At 58.3% G+C, this 21,568-nt stretch carries 17 protein-coding genes and 4 tRNA genes; 16 read left to right on the top strand and 5 right to left on the bottom strand.

The features are described from left to right. Positions 1–24 precede the first annotated feature (24 nt). Both F2P67_RS23190 and F2P67_RS23185 read left to right on the top strand, forming a co-directional pair. Positions 25–231 carry a DUF6021 family protein gene (locus tag F2P67_RS23190; RefSeq protein WP_166224216.1) on the top strand — a complete coding sequence of 69 codons (207 nt, stop codon included), beginning with the start codon at positions 25–27 and terminating at the stop codon, positions 229–231. Between the two features lie 12 nt (positions 232–243). Next, positions 244–447, top strand: coding sequence for a hypothetical protein (locus tag F2P67_RS23185; protein ID WP_166224213.1), 204 nt, complete (start codon positions 244–246; stop codon positions 445–447). A 52-nt stretch (positions 448–499) separates the two neighbouring features. Here the strand turns inward: F2P67_RS23185 and pbpG are convergent, their stop codons facing one another. After that, complete coding sequence (gene pbpG / locus F2P67_RS23180; protein ID WP_166224210.1) at positions 500–1,438, bottom strand: D-alanyl-D-alanine endopeptidase; 939 nt, start codon at positions 1,436–1,438, stop codon at positions 500–502. Positions 1,439–1,668: 230 nt separating this feature from the next. Continuing rightward, a complete protein-coding gene (gene folD / locus F2P67_RS23175) occupies positions 1,669–2,523 on the bottom strand; it encodes a bifunctional methylenetetrahydrofolate dehydrogenase/methenyltetrahydrofolate cyclohydrolase FolD (RefSeq protein WP_166224207.1) in 855 nt (284 codons plus the stop codon). A gap of 275 nt (positions 2,524–2,798) precedes the next feature. Here folD and F2P67_RS23170 point away from each other — a divergent pair. The 10 genes from F2P67_RS23170 (at position 2,799) to F2P67_RS23125 (ending at position 12,200) form a co-directional block, all read left to right on the top strand. Continuing rightward, positions 2,799–2,875 (top strand) — tRNA-Arg (locus F2P67_RS23170). 32 nt (positions 2,876–2,907) lie between these two features. After that, a tRNA-His gene (locus tag F2P67_RS23165) sits at positions 2,908–2,983 on the top strand. A 58-nt stretch (positions 2,984–3,041) separates the two neighbouring features. Next, positions 3,042–3,126, top strand: a tRNA-Leu gene (locus F2P67_RS23160). A 77-nt stretch (positions 3,127–3,203) separates the two neighbouring features. Further along, positions 3,204–3,279, top strand: a tRNA-His gene (locus F2P67_RS23155). A 402-nt stretch (positions 3,280–3,681) separates the two neighbouring features. After that, the gene (tig, locus tag F2P67_RS23150) at positions 3,682–4,992 is read left to right on the top strand and encodes a trigger factor (RefSeq protein WP_166224204.1); all 1,311 of its coding nucleotides are present in this window, start codon (positions 3,682–3,684) and stop codon (positions 4,990–4,992) included. A gap of 92 nt (positions 4,993–5,084) precedes the next feature. Next, a complete protein-coding gene (gene clpP / locus F2P67_RS23145) occupies positions 5,085–5,720 on the top strand; it encodes an ATP-dependent Clp endopeptidase proteolytic subunit ClpP (RefSeq protein WP_007951559.1) in 636 nt (211 codons plus the stop codon). A 112-nt stretch (positions 5,721–5,832) separates the two neighbouring features. Next, positions 5,833–7,116: an ATP-dependent Clp protease ATP-binding subunit ClpX gene (gene clpX / locus F2P67_RS23140; protein ID WP_016775335.1), complete on the top strand. Its 1,284-nt coding sequence runs from the start codon at positions 5,833–5,835 to the stop codon at positions 7,114–7,116. A gap of 162 nt (positions 7,117–7,278) precedes the next feature. Next, positions 7,279–9,675, top strand: coding sequence for an endopeptidase La (lon, locus tag F2P67_RS23135; protein ID WP_166224201.1), 2,397 nt, complete (start codon positions 7,279–7,281; stop codon positions 9,673–9,675). A 148-nt stretch (positions 9,676–9,823) separates the two neighbouring features. Then, the gene (locus F2P67_RS23130; RefSeq protein ID WP_008077714.1) at positions 9,824–10,096 is read left to right on the top strand and encodes an HU family DNA-binding protein; all 273 of its coding nucleotides are present in this window, start codon (positions 9,824–9,826) and stop codon (positions 10,094–10,096) included. A 232-nt stretch (positions 10,097–10,328) separates the two neighbouring features. Next, entirely contained in the window at positions 10,329–12,200 is a 1,872-nt protein-coding gene (locus F2P67_RS23125) for a SurA N-terminal domain-containing protein (RefSeq protein ID WP_166224198.1), read from the top strand. 257 nt (positions 12,201–12,457) lie between these two features. Here the strand turns inward: F2P67_RS23125 and F2P67_RS23120 are convergent, their stop codons facing one another. Next, a complete protein-coding gene (locus F2P67_RS23120; RefSeq protein ID WP_166224195.1) occupies positions 12,458–13,663 on the bottom strand; it encodes an MFS transporter in 1,206 nt (401 codons plus the stop codon). A gap of 122 nt (positions 13,664–13,785) precedes the next feature. Between F2P67_RS23120 and F2P67_RS23115 the strand changes: the two genes are divergently transcribed. Beyond that, a complete protein-coding gene (locus F2P67_RS23115) occupies positions 13,786–14,685 on the top strand; it encodes a LysR family transcriptional regulator (RefSeq protein ID WP_166224192.1) in 900 nt (299 codons plus the stop codon). A 92-nt stretch (positions 14,686–14,777) separates the two neighbouring features. Further along, positions 14,778–15,644: a DUF2242 domain-containing protein gene (locus F2P67_RS23110; protein WP_166224189.1), complete on the top strand. Its 867-nt coding sequence runs from the start codon at positions 14,778–14,780 to the stop codon at positions 15,642–15,644. Between the two features lie 331 nt (positions 15,645–15,975). Here the strand turns inward: F2P67_RS23110 and F2P67_RS23105 are convergent, their stop codons facing one another. Beyond that, complete coding sequence (locus F2P67_RS23105) at positions 15,976–17,016, bottom strand: AraC family transcriptional regulator (RefSeq protein ID WP_166224186.1); 1,041 nt, start codon at positions 17,014–17,016, stop codon at positions 15,976–15,978. A gap of 3 nt (positions 17,017–17,019) precedes the next feature. Further along, on the bottom strand, positions 17,020–18,147 hold the full coding sequence (locus tag F2P67_RS23100) for a carbon-nitrogen hydrolase family protein (RefSeq protein ID WP_166224183.1): 1,128 nt from the start codon (positions 18,145–18,147) through the stop codon (positions 17,020–17,022). A gap of 206 nt (positions 18,148–18,353) precedes the next feature. Here F2P67_RS23100 and F2P67_RS23095 point away from each other — a divergent pair, with 206 nt between their 5' ends. Together F2P67_RS23095 and F2P67_RS23090 are read left to right on the top strand one after the other, a co-directional pair. Further along, positions 18,354–20,393 (top strand): NADPH-dependent 2,4-dienoyl-CoA reductase, encoded by a 2,040-nt coding sequence (locus F2P67_RS23095; RefSeq protein ID WP_166224180.1) that lies wholly within the window; start codon positions 18,354–18,356, stop codon positions 20,391–20,393. A gap of 87 nt (positions 20,394–20,480) precedes the next feature. After that, entirely contained in the window at positions 20,481–21,419 is a 939-nt protein-coding gene (locus F2P67_RS23090; RefSeq protein WP_166224177.1) for a 1-aminocyclopropane-1-carboxylate deaminase/D-cysteine desulfhydrase, read from the top strand. Positions 21,420–21,568 lie beyond the last annotated feature (149 nt).

Raw genomic sequence — 21,568 nt, 5'->3', positions numbered from 1 at the left:
TCGCGGCTGAAATCAGGAGGCGACATGACAGATTCCCCATCCCCTAAAGGCCCGCATTCGTCCGAGCATTCCTCTGGTCATGATCTGGGCTTTGACCCCGATTCGCCAGATGTCGCCGATCCCCAAGTCGATCCCGTCGGCCCCGCCAAGGCGCCGAAGGATGTGAAACCCGGCGAGGACGACAAAAAACCGGCCAAACCTTATGACCCGCTAGCCAATCTGAAACCTTGATGCGAGGTGCGTATGAGTACCGATTCAAGCTTCGATGACCAAAAGCCCGACAGTGTGCCGACGACGCCGGAAGAGGGCGTGGACCCGGTGCTGGATCCGGACAGTCCATTGCGCGATCCGCTGGCCCGGCCCTTGGTGACGCCAGGGTTGATGCCGGATCCGAGCAAAGGTGACGGCATTCCCGATGACGACAAGATGCCGCTGCCCAACGACTGATTCGCAGACGAAAAAAAGCCCCGAGGATTCGGGGCTTTTCATTTGCTGCGGGTTACTTGGAGGCTTCAACCACGCCGCTCTGGCGCGACTTGAGGTTCTTCTCGGCTTTGTATTGCTGGGCCACCGCGGGAACGCTGGCGCTCCTGCCGGTTTCCACCCAACTGCGAATGCGACTGGCGTCGGCAAAATGGGTGTACTTGCCAAACGCGTCGAGAATCACCAGGGCAACCGGGCGATTACCCATCTTCGTCACCAATACCAGGCAATGGCCGGCAGGGTTGGTGAAGCCGGTTTTGGTGATCTTGATGTCCCAGTCGGCTTTATTGACCAAGTGATCGGTGTTACGAAAACCCAGAGTGTAGTTGGGCTTGCGGAACGCCACGGTTTTTTCCTTGGTGGTGGTGAGCTCGCTGAGGATCGGGTACTTGCTTGCGGCCACCAGCAGCTTGCTCAGGTCGCGCGCGGTGGAAACGTTGCGCTCCGACAAACCGGTCGGTTCGACGTAGTGAGTGTTGGTCATGCCCAGTGCCTTGGCCTTGGCGTTCATCGCTGCAATAAAAGCGGCGTAGCCACCCGGATAGTGGTGCGCCAGGCTGGCGGCGGCGCGGTTTTCCGAGGACATCAAGGCGATCAGCAGCATCTCGCGACGCGGCAGTTCACTTCTCAGTTTGACTCGGGAGAACACGCCCTTCATTTCCGGGGTGTGACTGATGTCGACATCGATCCATTCGTCCATGTTCTGTCGGGCTTCAACCACGACCAGTCCAGTCATCAGCTTGCTGACGGAGGCGATCGGCACGATCACGTCAGGGTTGCTGGAATAAATGACTTTATTGGTCTGCATATCCATGAGCAGGGCGCTGCCGGAAGCGATCTTCAGTGTCGAAGCGTCACGTGGGGCAGCGGTGGTTTCCGCAGCGTTGATCGTTGGCGTGATGAATGTGCCTGTAAAAGCGAAAAACAGGCTCAGAATCGAAAGACGAATTTTCACGCGGGCGAACTCATAAAGGTTGGATATTCCGTTAGTTTGTAACGGGTTATTTCTTAAAAACGTCGCATTTTAGGAGTATGGCTGAAGAACTGTCGATGGTTGTTTGAATGACCTGAAAATCTCGTGAAAAGGCCTGTAAAAAGAGGGGTTTCCGGCGAACGGTTAGTGTTTTTTCTCAGGCATGAAAAACCCCGCACGGGGCGGGGTTCTGGTGCAGCGAAAAATACCTGTCAAGCGTGCAGGGTTTCTGCCGCGTAAAGGGTATTTTCCAGCAGGCAGGCACGCGTCATCGGGCCAACGCCGCCCGGAACTGGCGTGATCCAGCCGGCGCGGGGCAGGGCGGTTTCGTAGACAACGTCACCGACCAGTTTGCCATCGTCCTGACGGTTGATGCCGACGTCGATCACGATTGCGCCTTCCTTGATCCACTCGCCTTTGACCAGGCCCGGCTTGCCGGCGGCCACCACCACCAGATCCGCACGACCGACGTGGCCGGCCAGATCCTTGGTGAAGCGGTGAGTCACGGTAACGGTGCAGCCGGCCAGCAACAGTTCCATCGCCATCGGGCGACCGACGATGTTGGAGGCGCCGACGACCACGGCATCCATTCCATAAAGATCCGCGCCTGTGCTTTCCAGCAAGGTCATGATGCCTTTCGGGGTGCATGGACGCAGCAGCGGGATGCGCTGGGCCAGACGGCCGACGTTATAAGGATGGAAACCATCGACGTCTTTGTCCGGGCGAATGCGCTCGAGCAGTTTGGAGGCGTCCAGGTGCTCGGGCAGTGGAAGCTGAAGGAGAATGCCGTCGATTGCAGGATCGTCGTTGAGGCGATCGATCAGATCGGTCAGCGCTTCTTGCGTGGTTTCGGAAGGCAGGTCGTAGGCTTGAGAGAGGAAACCGACCTCTTCACAGTCTTTACGCTTGTGCGAGACATAAACCTGAGAGGCAGGATCGCTGCCGACCAGGATCACCGCGAGGCCGGGAGTGCGCAGGCCTTGCTGGCGACGCTCGGCAACTCGTTGGGCGATCTGCTGGCGCAGGCTGGCGGCGATCGATTTGCCGTCGATTAGTTGTGCAGTCATTGCGCGTGATTAACCATCGAGAGGGGAAAAAAAGAGAACGCATTCTCGCATGTCGAGCGGTGAGGGCAAAGGCGCTTGGTCAGCAAATTCCCCTAACTCCTTTAATTAAATGAATTTTTTTTAAAAATCATTTGACGACCTTTGGAGCGCTCTATACTATTCGTCGCACTTGTCGGGCACAGCCTAGCACTGGTTAAGAAGGTCGAGCGAAATCAACGTTTTGCGAGACTGGAAAGCACTTAGTTTGTAGTCCTCCAAGAGTACAGATTAATAAGGCGCCCGTAGCTCAGCTGGATAGAGCATCCGCCTTCTAAGCGGATGGTCGCAGGTTCGAGTCCTGCCGGGTGCGCCATTAGGCAGCATTGGCACAAGTAACGCGATATGGTGGGCGTAGCTCAGTTGGTAGAGCACGGGATTGTGACTCCCGTTGTCGTGGGTTCGATCCCCATCGTCCACCCCATATTTCGAAAAGCGCCAGATTTAAAGGTCTGGCGTTTTTGCTTTAAAGAGCTTCATCTGCGGATGTGGTGGAATTGGTAGACACACTGGATTTAGGTTCCAGCGCCGCGAGGCGTAAGAGTTCGAGTCTCTTCATCCGCACCAATTAAAGCTTCATCTGCACCTTAGGGTCTGGTGGGGTTCAACAAAGAAGTTGTTTGGCTTTTTTGTTACGCAATATGGTGGGCGTAGCTCAGTTGGTAGAGCACGGGATTGTGACTCCCGTTGTCGTGGGTTCGATCCCCATCGTCCACCCCATATTTCGAAAGGCGCCAGATTTAACAGTCTGGCGCCTTTTTTGTTTTTGCGGTTTCAAAAAACGGCGCTTGCCGGTTTTCGGTCGCAGGGGTAGAGCGCTTCGTCGTATTTATGTTGCTCGATGATGCTGTGCTGCTCGCCGGGCTTGCTCGCAAGGTCGGTCGTCGGGGAGTGATTGGCAGTCTCCTCTATATATAGAAGAGGTTGGCGCAGAGCCCTGGCGTGATTGGTTGTATTCGCCTGTGGTGCGAGCTGCATTCGTGCATTCGTACCGATAAATTGCCTGCTGTTTTTTTACCCGTTTTCAGTAGGGTGACTTCTTGAGTTTGACCCACTAGAATGCATGCCCTTGATTCTGGGGTCGGAAACGGCCGGCTAACGTCTGTGCAACGAGGAATATCCATGCAAGTTTCTGTTGAAAATACTACTGCTCTTGAGCGCCGCATGAGCGTCACCGTGCCGGCTGAGCGCATTGAGAGCCAAGTCAACAAGCGTCTGCAGCAGACCGCACAAAAGGCCAAGATTGCTGGCTTCCGTCCAGGCAAAGTGCCAATGAGCGAAATCAAGCGCCGTTTCGGTGCTGACGCTCGTCAGGAAGCTGTAGGCGATGTGATCCAGTCCTCCTTCTACGAAGCCGTGGTTGAGCAGAAGCTGAACCCGGCGGGTTCGCCTTCGATCGAGCCAAAGTCGCTCGAAGCTGGCAAAGACCTGGAATACGTAGCCGTATTCGAAGTGTTCCCTGAGTTCACCGTTGCCGGTTTCGAAGGCATCACCGTTGAGCGCCTGAGCGCTGAAGTGGCTGACGCTGACCTGGACAAAATGCTCGACATCCTGCGCAAGCAGAACACCCGTTTCGAAGTGGCCGATCGCGCTGCTCAGAACGAAGACCAACTGAATATCGATTTTGTTGGCAAGGTTGATGGCGAAGTGTTCGCTGGCGGTTCCGCCAAGGGTACTCAGCTGGTGCTGGGCTCCGGCCGCATGATCCCGGGCTTCGAAGAAGGCCTGGTTGGCGCTAAAGCCGGCGAAGAGCGCGTTCTGAACCTGACCTTCCCTGAGGACTATCAGAACCTGGACCTGGCTGGCAAAACCGCCGAGTTCACCGTGACTGTCAACACCGTTTCCGAGCCAAAACTGCCTGAGCTGAACGAAGAGTTCTTCGCGCAATTCGGCATCAAGGAAAGCGGCATCGACGGCTTCCGCACCGAAGTTCGCAAGAACATGGAGCGTGAACTGCGTCAGGCAATCAAATCCAAGGTTAAAAATCAGGTTATGGACGGTCTGCTGGCCACCAACCCGATCGAAGTGCCAAAGGCTCTGCTGTCCAACGAAGTTGACCGTCTGCGCGTGCAGGCTGTTCAGCAGTTCGGCGGCAACATCAAGCCTGATCAACTGCCGGCCGAGCTGTTCGAAGAGCAAGCCAAGCGCCGCGTAGTGCTGGGTCTGATCGTTGCTGAAGTGGTCAAGCAATTCGACCTGAAGCCTGACGAAGCTCGCGTTCGCGAAATGATTCAGGAGATGGCTTCGGCTTACCAGGAGCCTGAGCAGGTTGTGTCGTGGTACTACAAGAACGAGCAGCAACTGAACGAAGTGCGTTCGGTTGTGCTGGAAGAACAAGTTGTGGATACTGTTCTGCAGAAAGCTAGCGTGACCGACAAATCGGTCTCTTACGAAGAAGCGGTCAAGCCGGTAGAAGCTCCACAAGCCGACTGATTGTTTTTGCGTTAAGAAGTACACACATAAGCCAGCCTTCGAGCTGGCTTATGCGTATTCAAGACATAACTATTTGGGAGTGACTGCAGAGCATGTTCCGTAATTCGTATATTCAGCAGAACTCTGATATCCAGGCCGCAGGCGGCCTGGTCCCGATGGTTGTCGAGCAATCTGCTCGTGGCGAACGCGCCTATGACATCTACTCGCGCCTGCTCAAGGAGCGAGTGATCTTTCTGGTTGGTCCGGTAGAGGACTACATGGCCAACCTGATCTGTGCGCAACTGCTGTTCCTTGAAGCGGAAAACCCGGACAAGGACATCCATCTCTATATCAACTCCCCGGGCGGTTCGGTGACAGCAGGCATGTCGATCTACGACACCATGCAGTTCATCAAGCCTAACGTATCGACCACTTGCATCGGCCAGGCCTGCAGCATGGGCGCATTCCTGCTGACCGCAGGTGCCCCGGGCAAGCGTTTCTGCCTGCCTAACTCGCGTGTGATGATTCACCAGCCGCTGGGCGGTTTCCAGGGTCAGGCGTCGGATATCGAAATCCACGCCAAGGAAATCCTCTTCATTCGCGAGCGCCTCAACACGCTGATGGCCAAACACAGCGGTCGCACTCTGGAAGAAATCGAGCGCGATACCAACCGCGACAACTTCATGAGTGCAGAAGCTGCGAAGGAATATGGCTTGATCGACGAAGTGATCAACCAGCGCCCAGCTTAAAATAAGCAGCTCAAATTAGGCTCGGTCGGCTTGTCTGATCAGCAGCGGGCTTGAAAAAGCCCGCAATAGCCTTCATCTTGTGTTGCAAGCCTATCGGATTTGGATCGAACGAATGACTGACACCCGCAACGGCGAGGACAACGGCAAGCTGCTCTATTGCTCCTTCTGTGGCAAAAGCCAGCATGAAGTGCGCAAATTGATTGCCGGCCCCTCGGTCTTTATCTGCGACGAGTGCGTCGACCTGTGCAATGACATCATCCGCGAGGAGGTGCAGGAAGCCCAGGCCGAAAGCAGCGCGCATAAATTGCCTTCGCCTAAAGAAATCAGCGGCATCCTTGACCAGTATGTAATCGGTCAGGAGCGTGCGAAAAAGGTTTTGGCCGTAGCGGTATACAACCACTACAAGCGTCTGAACCAGCGTGACAAAAAGGCTGACGACGTCGAACTCGGCAAGAGCAACATCCTGCTGATCGGCCCGACAGGCTCGGGTAAAACCCTGCTGGCGGAAACGCTGGCGCGCTTGCTGAACGTTCCGTTCACCATCGCTGACGCAACCACCCTCACCGAGGCGGGTTACGTGGGTGAAGATGTCGAGAACATCATTCAGAAGCTGTTGCAGAAATGCGATTACGACGTAGAGAAGGCCCAGATGGGTATTGTCTACATCGATGAAATCGACAAGATTTCGCGCAAGTCCGACAACCCGTCGATCACCCGGGACGTTTCCGGTGAAGGCGTGCAGCAGGCCTTGCTCAAGTTGATCGAAGGCACGGTCGCTTCGGTACCGCCGCAAGGTGGCCGCAAGCATCCGCAGCAGGAATTCCTGCAGGTCGACACCCGTAACATCCTGTTCATCTGCGGTGGTGCGTTCTCGGGTCTCGAGAAGGTCATCCAGAACCGTTCCACCAAGGGTGGCATCGGTTTCAACGCGGAAGTTCGCAGCAAGGAAGAGGGCAAGAAAGTCGGTGAATCCCTGCGTGAAGTCGAGCCTGACGATCTGGTCAAGTTCGGTCTGATCCCGGAATTTGTCGGTCGTCTGCCGGTTCTCGCGACGCTGGACGAGCTTGATGAGGCTGCGTTGATGCAGATCCTCACCGAGCCGAAAAATGCTCTGACCAAACAGTATGCCAAGCTGTTCGAGATGGAAGGCGTGGATCTGGAATTCCGTTCCGACGCGCTGAAATCGGTGGCCAAGCGTGCTCTGGAACGTAAAACCGGTGCCCGTGGCCTGCGCTCGATTCTCGAAGGTGTGCTGCTCGACACGATGTACGAAATCCCCTCGCAGTCCGAGGTGAGCAAAGTCGTGATCGATGAAAGCGTGATCGAAGGCAAGTCCAAGCCACTGTATATCTACGAAAACAGTGAGCCGACGGCCAAGGCAGCGCCGGACGCGTAAGCGTTCACACTGCTGCAACAGGAAGGGGCCTTCGGGCCTCTTTTTTTTTATGTCGTTTTTTACATCTGCTTTGCGCTTGTTTTTTTTGAGAGCAGCCCCCATCTTGGTTTCAAGCTTAATTCCATCTGATTACGGCCATATGGCCGCCGTAGAGGCGAAATCATGAAGACAACCATCGAATTGCCTCTCCTGCCATTGCGTGATGTCGTGGTTTATCCGCACATGGTTATCCCGCTGTTCGTGGGGCGCGAGAAATCCATCGAAGCCCTCGAGGCTGCGATGACGGGCGACAAGCAGATTTTGCTGCTGGCCCAGAGAAACCCGGCTGACGATGATCCCGGTGAAGACGCTCTCTATCGCGTAGGTACCATCGCCACTGTTCTGCAATTGCTCAAGCTGCCTGACGGCACCGTCAAGGTTCTGGTCGAGGGTGAGCAGCGCGGTACGGTCGAGCGCTTCAGTGAAGTCGACGGCCACTGCCGTGCCGAAGTCTCGCTGATCGAGGAAGTCGACGCCGCCGAGCGCGAGTCCGAAGTGTTCGTGCGCACACTGCTGTCGCAGTTCGAACAATATGTGCAGTTGGGCAAGAAAGTCCCGGCTGAAGTTCTGTCGTCGCTCAACAGCATCGATGAGCCGGGGCGCCTGGTCGATACCATGGCCGCACACATGGCGCTGAAGATCGAGCAGAAGCAGGAAATCCTCGAAATCATTGATCTGTCGGCCCGTGTCGAACACGTGCTGGCGCTGCTGGATGCCGAGATCGACCTGCTGCAAGTCGAAAAGCGCATTCGTGGCCGGGTCAAAAAGCAAATGGAGCGCAGTCAGCGCGAGTACTACCTGAATGAGCAGATGAAGGCCATTCAGAAAGAGCTCGGTGACAGCGATGAAGGTCATAACGAAATCGAAGACCTGAAAAAGCGCATTGACGCTGCCGGTCTGCCGAAGGATGCACTGGCCAAAGCCACTGCCGAGCTGAACAAGCTCAAGCAAATGTCGCCGATGTCCGCTGAGGCCACCGTGGTGCGCTCGTACATCGACTGGCTGGTGCAGGTGCCGTGGAAGGCTCAGAGCAAGGTGCGCCTTGACCTGGTGCGCGCAGAAGACATTCTCGATGCCGACCACTACGGTCTGGAAGAGGTCAAGGAGCGGATCCTTGAATACCTCGCCGTGCAAAAGCGCGTGAAGAAGATCCGTGGCCCGGTGTTGTGCCTGGTCGGTCCTCCGGGCGTGGGTAAAACCTCGCTGGCAGAGTCGATCGCTCATGCCACCAACCGTAAATTCGTGCGTATGGCCCTCGGTGGCGTGCGTGATGAAGCGGAAATTCGCGGTCACCGCCGGACTTACATCGGTTCGATGCCGGGAAGATTGATTCAAAAGATGACAAAGGTGGGCGTACGCAACCCACTGTTCCTGCTCGATGAAATCGACAAGATGGGCAGCGACATGCGTGGCGATCCGGCCTCGGCGTTGCTGGAAGTGCTCGATCCGGAGCAGAACCACAACTTCAACGATCACTATCTGGAAGTCGATTACGACCTCTCGGATGTGATGTTCCTGTGCACCTCGAACTCGATGAACATCCCGCCGGCGCTGCTCGACCGGATGGAAGTCATCCGTCTGCCGGGTTACACCGAAGACGAGAAGATCAACATCGCCGTCAAATACCTCTCGCCGAAGCAGATCGCTGCCAACGGCCTGAAGAAAGGCGAGCTTGAATTCGATGCTGAAGCGATCCGCGACATTATTCGTTACTACACCCGTGAAGCCGGTGTGCGTGGCCTGGAGCGTCAGATTGCCAAGGTCTGCCGCAAGGCAGTGAAAGAGCATGCAATGGAAAAACGCTTCTCGGTGAAAGTGACAGCTGACTTGCTGGAGCACTTCCTTGGTGTGCGCAAATTCCGTTACGGTCTGGCGGAACAGCAAGATCAGATCGGACAGGTCACCGGCCTTGCCTGGACTCAGGTGGGTGGTGAGCTGTTGACCATCGAAGCCGCTGTTGTGCCGGGCAAGGGTCAGTTGATCAAGACCGGTTCGCTGGGTGACGTGATGGTTGAATCGATCACTGCAGCGCTGACCGTGGTGCGCAGCCGCGCCAAAAGCCTGGGCATTCCCCTGGACTTCCACGAGAAGCGCGACACGCACATCCACATGCCGGAAGGGGCGACCCCGAAGGACGGCCCGAGCGCCGGTGTGGGCATGTGCACGGCGCTGGTTTCGGCCTTGACCGGCATTCCGGTACGCGCTGATGTCGCCATGACCGGTGAAATCACTTTGCGTGGTCAAGTGCTGGCAATCGGTGGTCTGAAGGAAAAACTGCTCGCGGCTCACCGCGGCGGAATCAAGATTGTGATTATTCCCGAAGAGAACGTGCGCGATCTGAAGGAGATTCCTGACAATATCAAGCAGGATCTGCAGATTAAACCGGTTAAATGGATTGACGAGGTCCTGCAAATTGCGCTGCAATACGCGCCGGAGCCCTTGCCGGATGTGGCTCCCGAGATAGTTGCCAAGGACGAAAAACGTGAGTCTGACTCTAAGGAAAGAATTAGCACGCATTAATATGCTTTTGCCTGGGTGGCTTCCTTGACAGCTTTTTAGAGCCCTTGTTATAAAGCGGCTCTTAAGTGTCTGTAGGCCATTCAGCACTCGTTTTTGCTTTCACCAAAAAACTTAGAATCATCTCAAAATAGATATAAGGGGACTTAGAGTGAACAAGTCGGAACTGATTGATGCTATCGCTGCATCCGCTGATATCCCGAAAGCTGCTGCTGGCCGTGCGCTGGACGCTGTAATCGAATCCGTCACTGGCGCTCTCAAGGCTGGCGACTCCGTTGTTCTGGTTGGTTTCGGTACTTTCTCCGTAACTGATCGTCCAGCTCGCGTTGGTCGTAACCCGCAGACCGGCAAGACTCTGCAAATCGCTGCTGCCAAAAAGCCAGGTTTCAAAGCCGGTAAAGCACTGAAAGAAGCTGTCAACTAAGTTTGTTTCAGGTTTTTACCCATCCGGGTCGGGGTCATGCCTGACCTGGCAGCGGAGCGGTAGAGCAGGTCGCTGAAACAGCTGCCTGTAACGCCGGGATCGAGGGTTCGAGCCCTGTCCGCTCCGCCAGTTACGAGAAGGCGCATCCTCGGATGCGCCTTTCTTCTATCCGGATTCTACCCACGCTCCACGGTTGCCTAATTTTTGAAGTTCAACCGTTTCTGGGGGACGCATGCTGCAGAATATCAGGGACAATTCACAAGGCTGGATTGCCAAGACCATTATCGGAGCCATCATTTTGCTGATGGCTTTGACCGGTTTCGACGCCATTTTCAAGGCCACGACGCACTCTAACGAGGCGGCCAAGGTCAACGGTGAAGAAATCAGCCAGAACGAACTGAGCCAGGCCGTTGATATGCAACGCCGTCAGTTGATGCAACAGCTGGGCAAGGATTTCGATGCTTCGCTGCTCGATGAAAAAATGCTCCGCGAATCGGCCCTCAAGGGTCTGATCGATCGCAAGCTGCTGCTGCAAGGCGCCGAACAATCGAAATTCGCTTTCTCTGAAGCCGCGCTTGACCAGGTGATCCTGCAGACGCCGGAATTCCAGGTGGACGGCAAGTTCAGTTCCGACCGTTTCGACCAGGTGATTCGTCAGCTGGGTTACACGCGTATGCAGTTCCGCCAGATGCTGGCTCAGGAAATGCTGATCGGCCAACTGCGCGCCGGTGTGGCGGGCAGCGGTTTCGTGACTGATGCTGAAGTGCTGGCATTCGCCCGTCTGGAAAAACAGACCCGCGATTTCGCCACGCTGAACATCAAGGCCGATCCAGCCGCAGTCAAGCTGACCGACGATGAGGTCAAGGCTTACTACGACGAGCACGCCAAGGAATTCATGACCCCTGATCAAGTGGTCGTCGATTACCTGGAGCTGAAGAAGGCTTCGTTCTTCGATCAGGTCACCGTCAAGGACGAAGACCTGCAGGCGGCGTATCAGAAAGAGATCGCCAACCTGTCGGAACAGCGTCGTGCGGCGCATATTCTGATCGAAGTGAACGACAAGACCACCGACGCTCAGGCCAAGGCGAAGATCGAAGAAGTCCAGGCGCGTCTGGCCAAGGGCGAGAAATTCGAAGCGCTGGCCAAAGAGTTCTCGCAGGATCCGGGTTCGGCCAACAATGGTGGTGACCTGGGTTACGCAGGCCCTGGTGTCTACGATCCGGCTTTCGAGAAAGCCTTGTATTCGCTGGCTAAAGACCAGGTGTCCGAGCCGGTTCGCACCGACTTCGGTTATCACCTGATCAAGCTGTTGGGTGTTGAAGCGCCGGAAGTACCGACCTTAGCCAGCCTGAAAGACAAGCTGACCCGCGAGCTGAAAGCGGCGCAGGTCGAGCAGCGTTTCGTCGAGGCGACCAAGCAGCTGGAAGACTCTGCGTTCGAAGCTTCCGACCTGGCACAGCCAGCGGCGGATCTGAAGCTGACCGTGCACACCTCCAAGCCGTTTGGCCGTGAAGGTGGTGAAGGTGTAGCGGCGAACCGTGCCGTGGTTACGGCTGCGTTCAGCACTGAAGTGATCGACGAGGGTGCCAACAGCACCGCGATCGAGCTGGATCCGGAAACCGTGATCGTGCTGCGCGCCAAAGAGCATCTGAAGCCTGCGCAATTGCCGCTGGAAAGCGTGAATGCGGCGATTCGCACTCAGTTGACCAAAGAGCACGCCAGTGCTGCCGCCAAGACCAAGGCCGAGAAGCTGATTGCTGATCTGCGTGATGGCAAGGCGCCTGTGGACAAGGCGATTGACGGTCAGAGCTGGAAAGTCACTCAAGCAGCCACCCGTGGTCAGGAAGGTGTTGATCCAGCGGTGCTGCAAGCGCTGTTCCGCATGCCGAAGCCGGCAGCCAAGGACAAACCGACGTTCAGCAACGTGACGTTGCCGGATGGCAGTCTGATGATTGTGCGTCTGAATGCTGTTAACGAAGCGGCCGCGCCGACTGACGAAGAGAAAGTGCAATATCGTCGTTTCCTGGCTTCCCGTGAGGGGCAGCAGGACTTTGCGGCGTATCGCAAGCAGCTGGAAGCGCAGGCAGAGATCAAGCGGTATTGATTACTGACTGAGTGATAGAGGAAAGCCCCGGCTGAATGGCCGGGGCTTTTTTGTTTGTGCGAGTGTTGAAGATCAAGAGCGTTTGTTTTGGCTGTGGCTTTTGTGGGAGCTGGCTTGCCAGCGATGGCGGCCTGACAGCCGACCAATCCCTAACTGGTGCACTGTTTCAAACTGTGGGAGGGGGCTTGCTCCCGAAAGCGGCCTGACAGCCGACCCATTTCCCTCAGTTGTAAGCAATCCAGTCAGAAAAAAGAACTCTATTTTGCCCCTGGAAATCCATGCATGCGCGCATTGACCGCCGCATAAAGCGTCGAGACCAACAGCGCAGCCACGATCCACGGAAAATGTCCGACCCCTACGCCTTCCAGCAGTAAGCCTCCCAATAGACCGCCACCGGCGATGCCGACATTCCATAGCGTGACGAGCATGGATTGCGCGGTGTCGGCGGCGTCTTTTGCGGTTTTTGCCGAGGCAGTTTGCAGCAGTGAGGGCATGGCGCCGAAAGCCAGGCCCCAGACGGCGGTGGCGATGTAGATGACAAGGGCTGAGTCGCGCCAGAGGCCCAGTGCGACGGCTGAGAGCATGAACAGCATTGTGCTGATCAACACCAGTTCACGCAGCCAGCGGTCGATCAGGCTGCCGACGATCCACAGGCTCAGCACCGAGGCGAGGCCGAATACCAGCAGCACGCGGTCGATAGCGTTGGCCAGCCCCGAAGGTTGCAGGAAGGGTGCGATGTAGGTGTACAGCAGGTTATGAGCGACCACGTAGGACAAGGTGACGAACAGCACCGAGCGCACGCCCGGCAGGGTCAATACCTGACGCAACGGCAGGCGTTTTCCGGCGCGTTCGCCGTCGAAGTCCGGCACTTGCAAACGCACCCAGACGACCAGCAGAAGTGTCAGGCCGGTCATGATGGCGAAGCTCAGGCGCCAGCCGACGACCGTGCCCAGGAGTGTGCCCACAGGAATGCCGAGGGACAGTGCCAGTGGAGCGCCGAGCATGGCGACGGTGATGGCGCGTCCTTGCAGGTGAGGCGCGACCATGCGGCTGGCGTAGCCAGCCAGTAGCGCCCAAAGCAACCCGGCAAACACGCCGGCAATGAAGCGCGCGAGCAGGGTCAGCCAATACAGTTCCGACACCGCGGTGAGGCTGTTGGCCACGGCGAAGCCGGCGATGGCGGACAGCAACAGGGGGCGCCTACGCCAGCCACGGGTGGCGAGGGTCAGCGGGATGGCGGCGAGCAGCGAGCCGATGGCGTACATCGTGACCAATTGCCCGATCAGCGCCTGCGAGACGTCCAGACTCGCGCTCATTTGCGGCAGCAGGCCAGAGGGCATGGCTTCGGTGAGTACTGTGATGAAGCCGGCGGTGGCCAGTGCCAACAGTGCGCCGAGGGGAAGTGGTTCGCGAGGTTGGGCCGAGGTAGCGAGGGCAGGGGAGGTCAGTTGAGCGTCGTTCATGAGACAGCGTCCATTTTGCCGAAGGTGATGAAGGCCATAGGCTAGGGCGCTGCGCATTGGAGAAAAATAGGTTACGGTTCCGAACATATCGGACATGGATGTCGTCAATCGCGGAGTTTGGAATGGATAGCCTGGGCAGTATTTCGGTGTTTGTGCAGGTGGCCGAGACGCGCAGCTTCACCGAGGCGGGGCGCCTGCAAGGGGTTTCGTCGTCGGCGATCGGTAAAAGCATTGCACGCTTGGAAGCGCGGCTCGGGGTGCGGCTGTTCCATCGCAGCACCCGCAGCATCACGCTGACCAGCGAGGGGGCGCTGTTTCTGGAACGTTGCCGCAAGATTCTCGCCGAGGTCGAGGCTGCCGAGTTCGAGCTGTGTAACGCGGCGTCGGCGCCTCATGGCAAATTGCGCGTGAGTCTGCCGCAAGTGCATGGCCTGGTGATGCCGGTCATGACCGGGTTCATGGCGTTGTATCCGCAGATCGAGCTGGATCTGGATCTGACTGATCGCATGGTCGACGTGGTCGAGGAGGGCTTCGACGCGGTCATTCGTACAGGGCAGCCACGGGATTCGCGCCTGATGGCACGGCCGTTGGGCGAATTTCGTATGGTGCTGGTGGCCAGCCCGGCGTACCTGCAACAACGCGGTGTACCGCAAACGCCCGCCGATCTGGCGAATCACGCGTGTCTGCGCCATACGTTTCACGCCACGGGCAAGCTGGAGCCCTGGCCGCTTGTCCGCGAGCCGGGGGCCGGCGAACCGATGTTGCCGGCGCGTCTGGTCAGTACGTCGATCGAGGCGGTAAGCCACGCGGCATTGGCCGGTATGGGGATTGCCTGTCTGCCGGATTTTATGGTTCGTGACGCGATGGCACACGGGCACCTGCAGCGTGTGCTGGATGAGCATGTGCGGCACACAGGGCAGTTTTGGGTGCTGTGGCCGTCGAGTCGGCATGCCACAGCAAAACTGCGGGTTTTCATCGATCATTTATCGGCGCGACTTTTCCCGGCAATCGATGGTCGATAAAGTTGTAACTGTCTTAAGACACTAATCCATACGCCGCCGGGCAGCGATCTGTTGCACAATACGCCCCGGACCGTTTTTCCTCAGGATGTTTAATGTTGATTTCCACTCCCATGCGTGTTGTCGGGTTGGCGTTGTTGTTGACCGCTGTCGCCGGCTGTTCCAAAGACAAGCCGATGTATGAGCATGAGAACTTCGATGACTCCGGTACCTTTTCGCGCAATTACCCGGTCACCGACTCGGTCAGTTGCGAGGCAGCCCGTCGTGCGTTGCTCAGCCAGGGCTACATCATCACCAGCAGTGACCCGAAACTGGTCAGCGGCCACAAGAGCTTCCAGCAGACCGGCGATACTCACATGGAGATCAGCTTCAACGTGGTCTGCGCCGATGATGGCAGTGCCGGGCACCATGCAACGATGTTCGCTAACGCCTTGCAGGATCGCTACGCACTGAAGAAGACCAACAACTCGGCCAGCCTCGGGGTTGGCGTGTTGGGTTCGGTGTCGATGCCGATTGGCTCGTCGGACGATTCGATGGTCAAGGTCGCCAGCGAAACCGTGACCTCGCAAAAGTTTTACGAGCGCTTCTTTACCCTGGTCGAGCTGTTCCTGCCGGCCGATGCGAAAAAAGCTGCGCACATCGAAGAGAAACCGAAGACCGATCTGGGTGTGCCAGAGGCCAAGGTTGCTCCGGTGACGCTGGTGCCGACGGGTTCGACGCCAACGCCAGCGCAGACCCCGGCGGCGGCACCGACTGCCGAGCCAGCTCCCTCGCCGACACCCGCTGAAGCCACTCCGGTCAGTTCCGAGCCGGTGGTGCCGCCCGCTGAATCCGCGCCGATCACTCCTGCGCCGAGCGCCGAGCCTGCACCCGCCACGGAAGCCATCACACCGCCGGCCAATCCGACCGACATCCCGCCGCCGTCCGAACCGATCCCGGCGATGCCATCTTCCGGCCAGTAATCATGCAATAAATCCTGTGGGAGCAAACATGCTCCCACAGTGCTATCCGGGCCGCTTCAAAGGTTTTGTTACATTCGCCCGACAATAATCCCGCGATAAATTCCTGACCACCTGCTACGTTTTATCCATGAAGGCCGGGTTTCACTTTTCCTTCACACGGGCACGTTATGCTCGAGGCACTGGGTATTTGCTCAGGCCCATTCAAGAGAGCGGTAGGGGGATTACGCGATGGATGACTATCAAGAAGAACTGCTCGAGTTCCAGGCCTTTGAACTGGATCAACCTGAGCCTGCAGAAGACGCCACCGAGCTTTGATCGGCGGCTGACAGCTTCACGCTGTTTTGCGGTGACTGCGACGGAATTCGCCGGGTGTCTGACCGTTCCAGCGTTTGAACGCTCGTTGAAATGCTTCGGCGGAAGCAAAACCGAGCAGATAGGCGATTTCGCCGAACGCCAGTTCGGTGTCGCGGATGTAGGTCATCGCCAGATCACGGCGAGTGTCATTGAGGATCGCGCGAAACCGAGTGCCTTCCTCGGCCAGTTTGCGCCGCAAGGTCCAGGTCGGCAGCTTCAGGCGTGCCGCCACTTCTTCAAGGTCGGGTTCCCGGCCGCCATTCAATAACGGGCCGAGCAATTGCGTGATGCGTTCGCGCAGGCTACGGGTTCGGGTCAATTGTTCCAGTTCCCGTTCGCACAGTTGCAGCAGATGCCGCCAGGTACTCGGGCAATGCTCGGGATTGCGTTGCGCGAGGCTGTTCAGGCTCAGGCGCAGTTGATTGCGTTCGGCGCCGAACTGCAGCGGACAATCACCCAATATGGCGTAGGCGTCGCGGTAGTCCGGCTCGTCGAATTCGATCTCGATGCGTTCGGCCCGCAGCCGCTCACCGCTGACGCTCGACAGCTGATGCAACCAGCCCGCGATGATCGAATCCACCACAAAACGGTTGTAGGCGTTGTACGGACTGATCGAGTAGAAGCGAAGCCAGGCGCCATTGGCGTCTTCGTGGAAGCTCGACTGGCCGCGATAGTTGGAACCATACAACGGCTCGAAACGAATCAGGCAACGAGCGGCTTCACGCACGGTGGGTGCTTGCGAGGCGGTAACGCCGGCCAGTCCTGCCTGACTCAAACGACTGAGCTGACCCATGCGCAGGCCCAGCGCCGGATCGCCAGTCAGTTGAATTGCCGCATGCCCCAGACGCATGTAGCGCGGAATCGACAACCGCGCCCCGGCCTCGGCCAGCCGTGCGGCGTCCAGCGCGTATTGCTCCAACATTGGTTGCGGGTCTTGCGCATGACTGCGCACGGCATCGGCGAGGCTGTGAACGAAGCCCACCGACAAATCCCCGAGTCGCATCGGCAGTGGTTTCATGGTTTACAACCAGACGTTGAGCATGCGCGCGCCACGCGCCTCCCCATCGGCGAATTGCTGGCCGTTGCTGCTGAGGAAGCTTTGCCCCGCGCCCGGTAGATCCCAGAACTGCCCGCGCAGGAATACACTCATGCCGGCAATGGCGCGGCTGCTGGGCGGTTGTGCGATGAGGGTCAAGCGGTGCCATGCCTGGCCTTCGCTGACTTCCCCGGGTTTGAGACTGACCGAGCCCGGCGTACTTGAACCTTTGTAGCCTCGCCATGGCTTGTCCCACGCGCCGTGGCCGAACACTTGTGCCGGCACCGCGACCAGTTGCGCGCCTTGCTCATCGAGTTTGCGGTAGTTGTCCGGGTACCAGCTGTCGCTGCCGATCAGCACGCCGAGGCGTCCGGCCGGGGTGTCGACGACGTTGACCGTCTGTTCACTCGCCTGAATGACTTCGCGCTGATCAAAGACCGGGTGCATTTGCCGTTGCGGCTGGCCGAGCGGCGCGCCGTCGCGACCAAACACCACGCTGCTGTTGAACAGTGCGCCGCTGCCGGGTTTGAGTTGGCCGTCGCGGATGCTCGGTTCGGGCAACACGATGGAACCGGCGACCAGAGTTACGTGGAATTCCTTGGCCAGGCCGCCGAACAAGGCCTGGTAATCCTTGGCCATCGACCTGGACTTCATGCGCAGGTGAGCGTCATCCAGGCGGTCGCTGCCCTGGGCGCTGAGCCAGGCGCGGGCGAACAGCAACGGGTTGCTTGCGGCCAGCCAGTTCATCGCTTCAGCGACAGTCGGCGCCTGGTACAACTCGTCTTTCTCGCCGCTGATCATCAGCCAGGTGCCGACGTGTTCCGGCAACACAACCACGGTTTTGTCATTCAACAAACCCTGATCCTGCGCTTGCTGCAAATAGGCCGCGAGCTTGCGGTGCAGGCGTTCTGGGCTTTGGTAATCGGTAGGAAACAGTTCGGGCTGAATGCCCAGCAGATTGCCACGGTCTGCGGGGGAGCCCTGATCGACTGCCAGTTTGATGCGCAGGTCCGACAGGTAATGACCCGCCGGCCGGTCTGCCGCCCACATGGCGTAGGTGGTCAGAGCGGCGACGAGGGCCATGGAGAAAAACAGGTACAAAAGTTTGCGCATGAAAACCAACAACAGCCGGGTACTGGGTGTGGCGTCTAGGGTAGAGCCCATGGTCGGGCTTGCCAAGGGGCGCTGCGCATTTGGATCAATAAGTTGTCACTTACGGTCATTGAGTGACAGCAACGCGACTCTTAGTCTGTCGAACATGACTGACGGGGGACGCAGAACTCCCGCAATTTCCGTGATCGCTCGTTGTGGAGTTACCGATGACCGCCGCTCATTACCCGCACCTGTTAGCCCCGCTGGACCTGGGATTCACCACACTGCGCAACCGCACCCTGATGGGCTCGATGCACACCGGTCTTGAAGAGAAACCGGGTGGCTTCGAACGCATGGCCGCGTATTTTGCCGAACGTGCCCGTGGCGGCGTCGGCCTGATGGTGACCGGCGGGATCGGCCCGAACGACGAGGGCGGCGTCTACTCCGGTGCGGCGAAACTGACCACCGAGGAAGAAGCGCTCAAACACCGCATCGTCACCCGAGCGGTGCACGAGGCGGGCGGCAAGATCTGCATGCAGATTCTTCACGCCGGGCGTTATGCCTACAGCCCTAAACAAGTCGCGCCGAGTGCGATTCAGGCGCCGATCAACCCGTTCAAGCCAAAAGAGCTGGACGAAGAGGGCATCGAAAAGCAGATCAGCGATTTCGTCACCTGCTCGGTGCTGGCGCAAACCGCCGAGTACGACGGCGTCGAGATCATGGGCTCGGAAGGTTATTTCATTAACCAGTTCCTCGCCGCCCACACCAACCACCGCACCGACCGTTGGGGTGGCAGCTACGAAAACCGTATGCGTCTGCCGGTGGAAATCGTCCGTCGCGTCCGCGAGGCCGTCGGCCCGAACTTCATCATCATCTTCCGTCTGTCGATGCTTGATCTGGTCGAGGGCGGCAGCACTTGGGAAGAAATCGTCACCCTGGCCAAAGCCATCGAGCAGGCCGGCGCAACCATCATCAACACCGGTATCGGCTGGCACGAAGCGCGGATTCCGACCATCGCCACCAAGGTTCCGCGTGCGGCGTTCAGCAAGGTCACCGCCAAGCTGCGTGGCTCGGTGAACATTCCGCTGATCACCACCAACCGCATCAACACCCCGGAAATCGCCGAGCAGATTCTTGCCGAAGGCGATGCCGACATGGTCTCGATGGCGCGGCCGTTTCTCGCCGACCCGGATTTCGTCAACAAGGCTGCCGAAGGTCGTGCCGATGAAATCAACACCTGCATCGGCTGCAACCAGGCGTGCCTCGATCACACTTTTGGCGGCAAACTCACCAGCTGCCTGGTCAACCCGCGTGCCTGCCACGAGACCGAACTCAACTACCTGCCGGTGCAGCAGATCAAGAAAATCGCCGTGGTCGGCGCCGGCCCTGCCGGGTTGTCCGCTGCTACCGTGGCCGCCGAGCGTGGCCATCAGGTGACCTTGTTTGATTCGGCCAGCGAAATTGGCGGCCAGTTCAACATCGCCAAGCGTGTGCCGGGCAAGGAAGAGTTCTTCGAAACCCTGCGCTACTTCAAGCGCAAGCTGCAGACCACCCACGTCGAGGTGTGCCTGAACACTCGCGTCGACGTGGCGAAACTGGTGGAAGGCGGTTATGACGAAATCATCCTCGCCACCGGCATCGCGCCGCGTGTGCCGGCGATTCCGGGCGTGGACAACGCCAAAGTACTGAGCTATCTGGACGTGATCCTTGAGCGCAAACCGGTCGGCAAGCGTGTGGCGGTGATCGGCGCCGGCGGTATCGGTTTCGACGTTTCGGAATTCCTCGTGCATGAAGGCGTGGCCACCAGTCAGGATCGCGCCGCGTTCTGGAAGGAGTGGGGCATCGACACTCAGCTGGAAGCCCGGGGCGGCGTGGCTGGGATCAAGGCGCAACCGCATGCGCCGGCCCGTGAGGTGTTCCTGTTGCAGCGCAAGAAAACCAAGGTCGGCGATGGTCTCGGCAAGACCACTGGCTGGATTCACCGCACGGGCCTGAAGAACAAGCAGGTGCAGATGCTCAACAGCGTCGAATACCTGAACATCGATGACGAAGGCCTGCACATCCGCATCGGTGAAACCGGCGAGCCGCAAGTGCTGGCGGTGGACAACATCGTTATCTGCGCAGGCCAGGATCCGCTGCGCGAACTGCACGATGGTCTGGTCGCAGCCGGGCAGAACGTGCATCTGATTGGCGGTGCTGATGTTGCAGCGGAGCTGGATGCCAAACGTGCGATCAATCAGGGTTCGCGTCTCGCCGCCGAGCTGTAAAAAACTTCCTTGGGGCGCGATCCTGCTCCCACAAGGAAACTGATGTTGCCTGCTAAGATGCCGGCTCTTTAAACAGAGCCGGCATTTATGTTTTTGCCTCCCACCGACTGGCTGCCCCAAGCCCCCCTCGAACGTCTCGATCTGGACTGGCTCAGCGCTGCCCGGGTTGAAGTCGCGATACTGCGCCTGGATCTGATCGATCCGCTGATCAGCGGCAACAAGTGGTTCAAACTCGTCGAACATCTCAAAGCTGCTGATCGTACCGGTGCCGAAGGCATCATCAGCCTCGGTGGAGCGCACTCCAATCATCTGCATGCGCTGGCGGCGGCGGGCAAGCGTCTGGGTTTTCCAACGGTGGGGCTGTTGCGCGGGCATGCGCAGGAAACACCTACGGTGAGGGATTTGCAGGCGTTCGGCATGCAGCTGCACTGGCTCGGCTACGCCGGTTATCGCGCGCGGCATGAACCGGGGTTCTGGGAGCCGTGGCAGGCGCGATACCCGACGCTGCATGCCGTGCCGGAAGGTGGTGGCGGACTGCCCGGGGCGTTGGGCTGCGCAGCGCTGAAGGTTCAGGTGGATGCGCAATTGGCGAATCTTGGCTGGAGCGATTTTCACGCTTGGTGGCTGGCCTGTGGCACCGGGACGACGCTGGCGGGACTGGTGCTCGCGGAGGCGGGCGCGCATCCGGTGTTCGGCGCCCTGGCGGTGCCTGATGACCATGGCGTGGCGCCGCAGGTCGAGGCGATCCTGCGCGAAGCAGGGATGGCCGATGCAGGGTATGAACTGATCGATGCCAGTCGTGGCGGTTTTGCCAAAGTAGATGCCAGGTTGCTTGAATTTATCGACCGCAGCGAACAGGCGAGCGGCTTGGCGCTGGAGCCGCTTTACACCGGCAAGGCCTTATTGGCGCTGAAGAATCGCGTCGAGGCGGGGAGAGTTGCCAGCGGCACGCGGCTGGTCTTTGTGCATACCGGCGGACTCCAGGGGCGCCGGGGATTTAACACTCATTTCAAGAAGATCGAGTAACCCTGTGGCGAGGGGATTTATCCCCGTTGGGCTGCGAAGCGGCCCCTGATTCAGCCGCCACTGTTCAGCCTGATTCACCGCATGTTGAGGTTTTGGGGCTGCTGTGCAGCCCAACGGGGATAAATCCCCTCGCCACAAAAGAAGCGCAT

Origin of the sequence: Pseudomonas atagonensis, assembly GCF_011369485.1 — a bacterium.
GTDB classification, from domain to species: Bacteria; Pseudomonadota; Gammaproteobacteria; order Pseudomonadales; family Pseudomonadaceae; genus Aquipseudomonas; species Aquipseudomonas atagonensis.
This window is presented reverse-complemented; position numbering and strand designations above follow the sequence as displayed.

What these genes read in the sequence shown, in the direction of transcription:
- F2P67_RS23190 (WP_166224216.1), top strand. Translation starts at nt 25, where the DNA reads ATGACAGATTCCCCATCCCCTAAAGGCCCGCATTCGTCCGAGCATTCC.
- F2P67_RS23185 (WP_166224213.1), top strand. Translation starts at nt 244, where the DNA reads ATGAGTACCGATTCAAGCTTCGATGACCAAAAGCCCGACAGTGTGCCG.
- folD (WP_166224207.1), bottom strand. Translation starts at nt 2,523, where the DNA reads ATGACTGCACAACTAATCGACGGCAAATCGATCGCCGCCAGCCTGCGC.
- tig (WP_166224204.1), top strand. Translation starts at nt 3,682, where the DNA reads ATGCAAGTTTCTGTTGAAAATACTACTGCTCTTGAGCGCCGCATGAGC.
- clpP (WP_007951559.1), top strand. Translation starts at nt 5,085, where the DNA reads ATGTTCCGTAATTCGTATATTCAGCAGAACTCTGATATCCAGGCCGCA.
- clpX (WP_016775335.1), top strand. Translation starts at nt 5,833, where the DNA reads ATGACTGACACCCGCAACGGCGAGGACAACGGCAAGCTGCTCTATTGC.
- lon (WP_166224201.1), top strand. Translation starts at nt 7,279, where the DNA reads ATGAAGACAACCATCGAATTGCCTCTCCTGCCATTGCGTGATGTCGTG.
- F2P67_RS23125 (WP_166224198.1), top strand. Translation starts at nt 10,329, where the DNA reads ATGCTGCAGAATATCAGGGACAATTCACAAGGCTGGATTGCCAAGACC.
- F2P67_RS23120 (WP_166224195.1), bottom strand. Translation starts at nt 13,663, where the DNA reads ATGAACGACGCTCAACTGACCTCCCCTGCCCTCGCTACCTCGGCCCAA.
- F2P67_RS23115 (WP_166224192.1), top strand. Translation starts at nt 13,786, where the DNA reads ATGGATAGCCTGGGCAGTATTTCGGTGTTTGTGCAGGTGGCCGAGACG.
- F2P67_RS23110 (WP_166224189.1), top strand. Translation starts at nt 14,778, where the DNA reads ATGTTGATTTCCACTCCCATGCGTGTTGTCGGGTTGGCGTTGTTGTTG.
- F2P67_RS23105 (WP_166224186.1), bottom strand. Translation starts at nt 17,016, where the DNA reads ATGAAACCACTGCCGATGCGACTCGGGGATTTGTCGGTGGGCTTCGTT.
- F2P67_RS23100 (WP_166224183.1), bottom strand. Translation starts at nt 18,147, where the DNA reads ATGCGCAAACTTTTGTACCTGTTTTTCTCCATGGCCCTCGTCGCCGCT.
- F2P67_RS23095 (WP_166224180.1), top strand. Translation starts at nt 18,354, where the DNA reads ATGACCGCCGCTCATTACCCGCACCTGTTAGCCCCGCTGGACCTGGGA.
- F2P67_RS23090 (WP_166224177.1), top strand. Translation starts at nt 20,481, where the DNA reads ATGTTTTTGCCTCCCACCGACTGGCTGCCCCAAGCCCCCCTCGAACGT.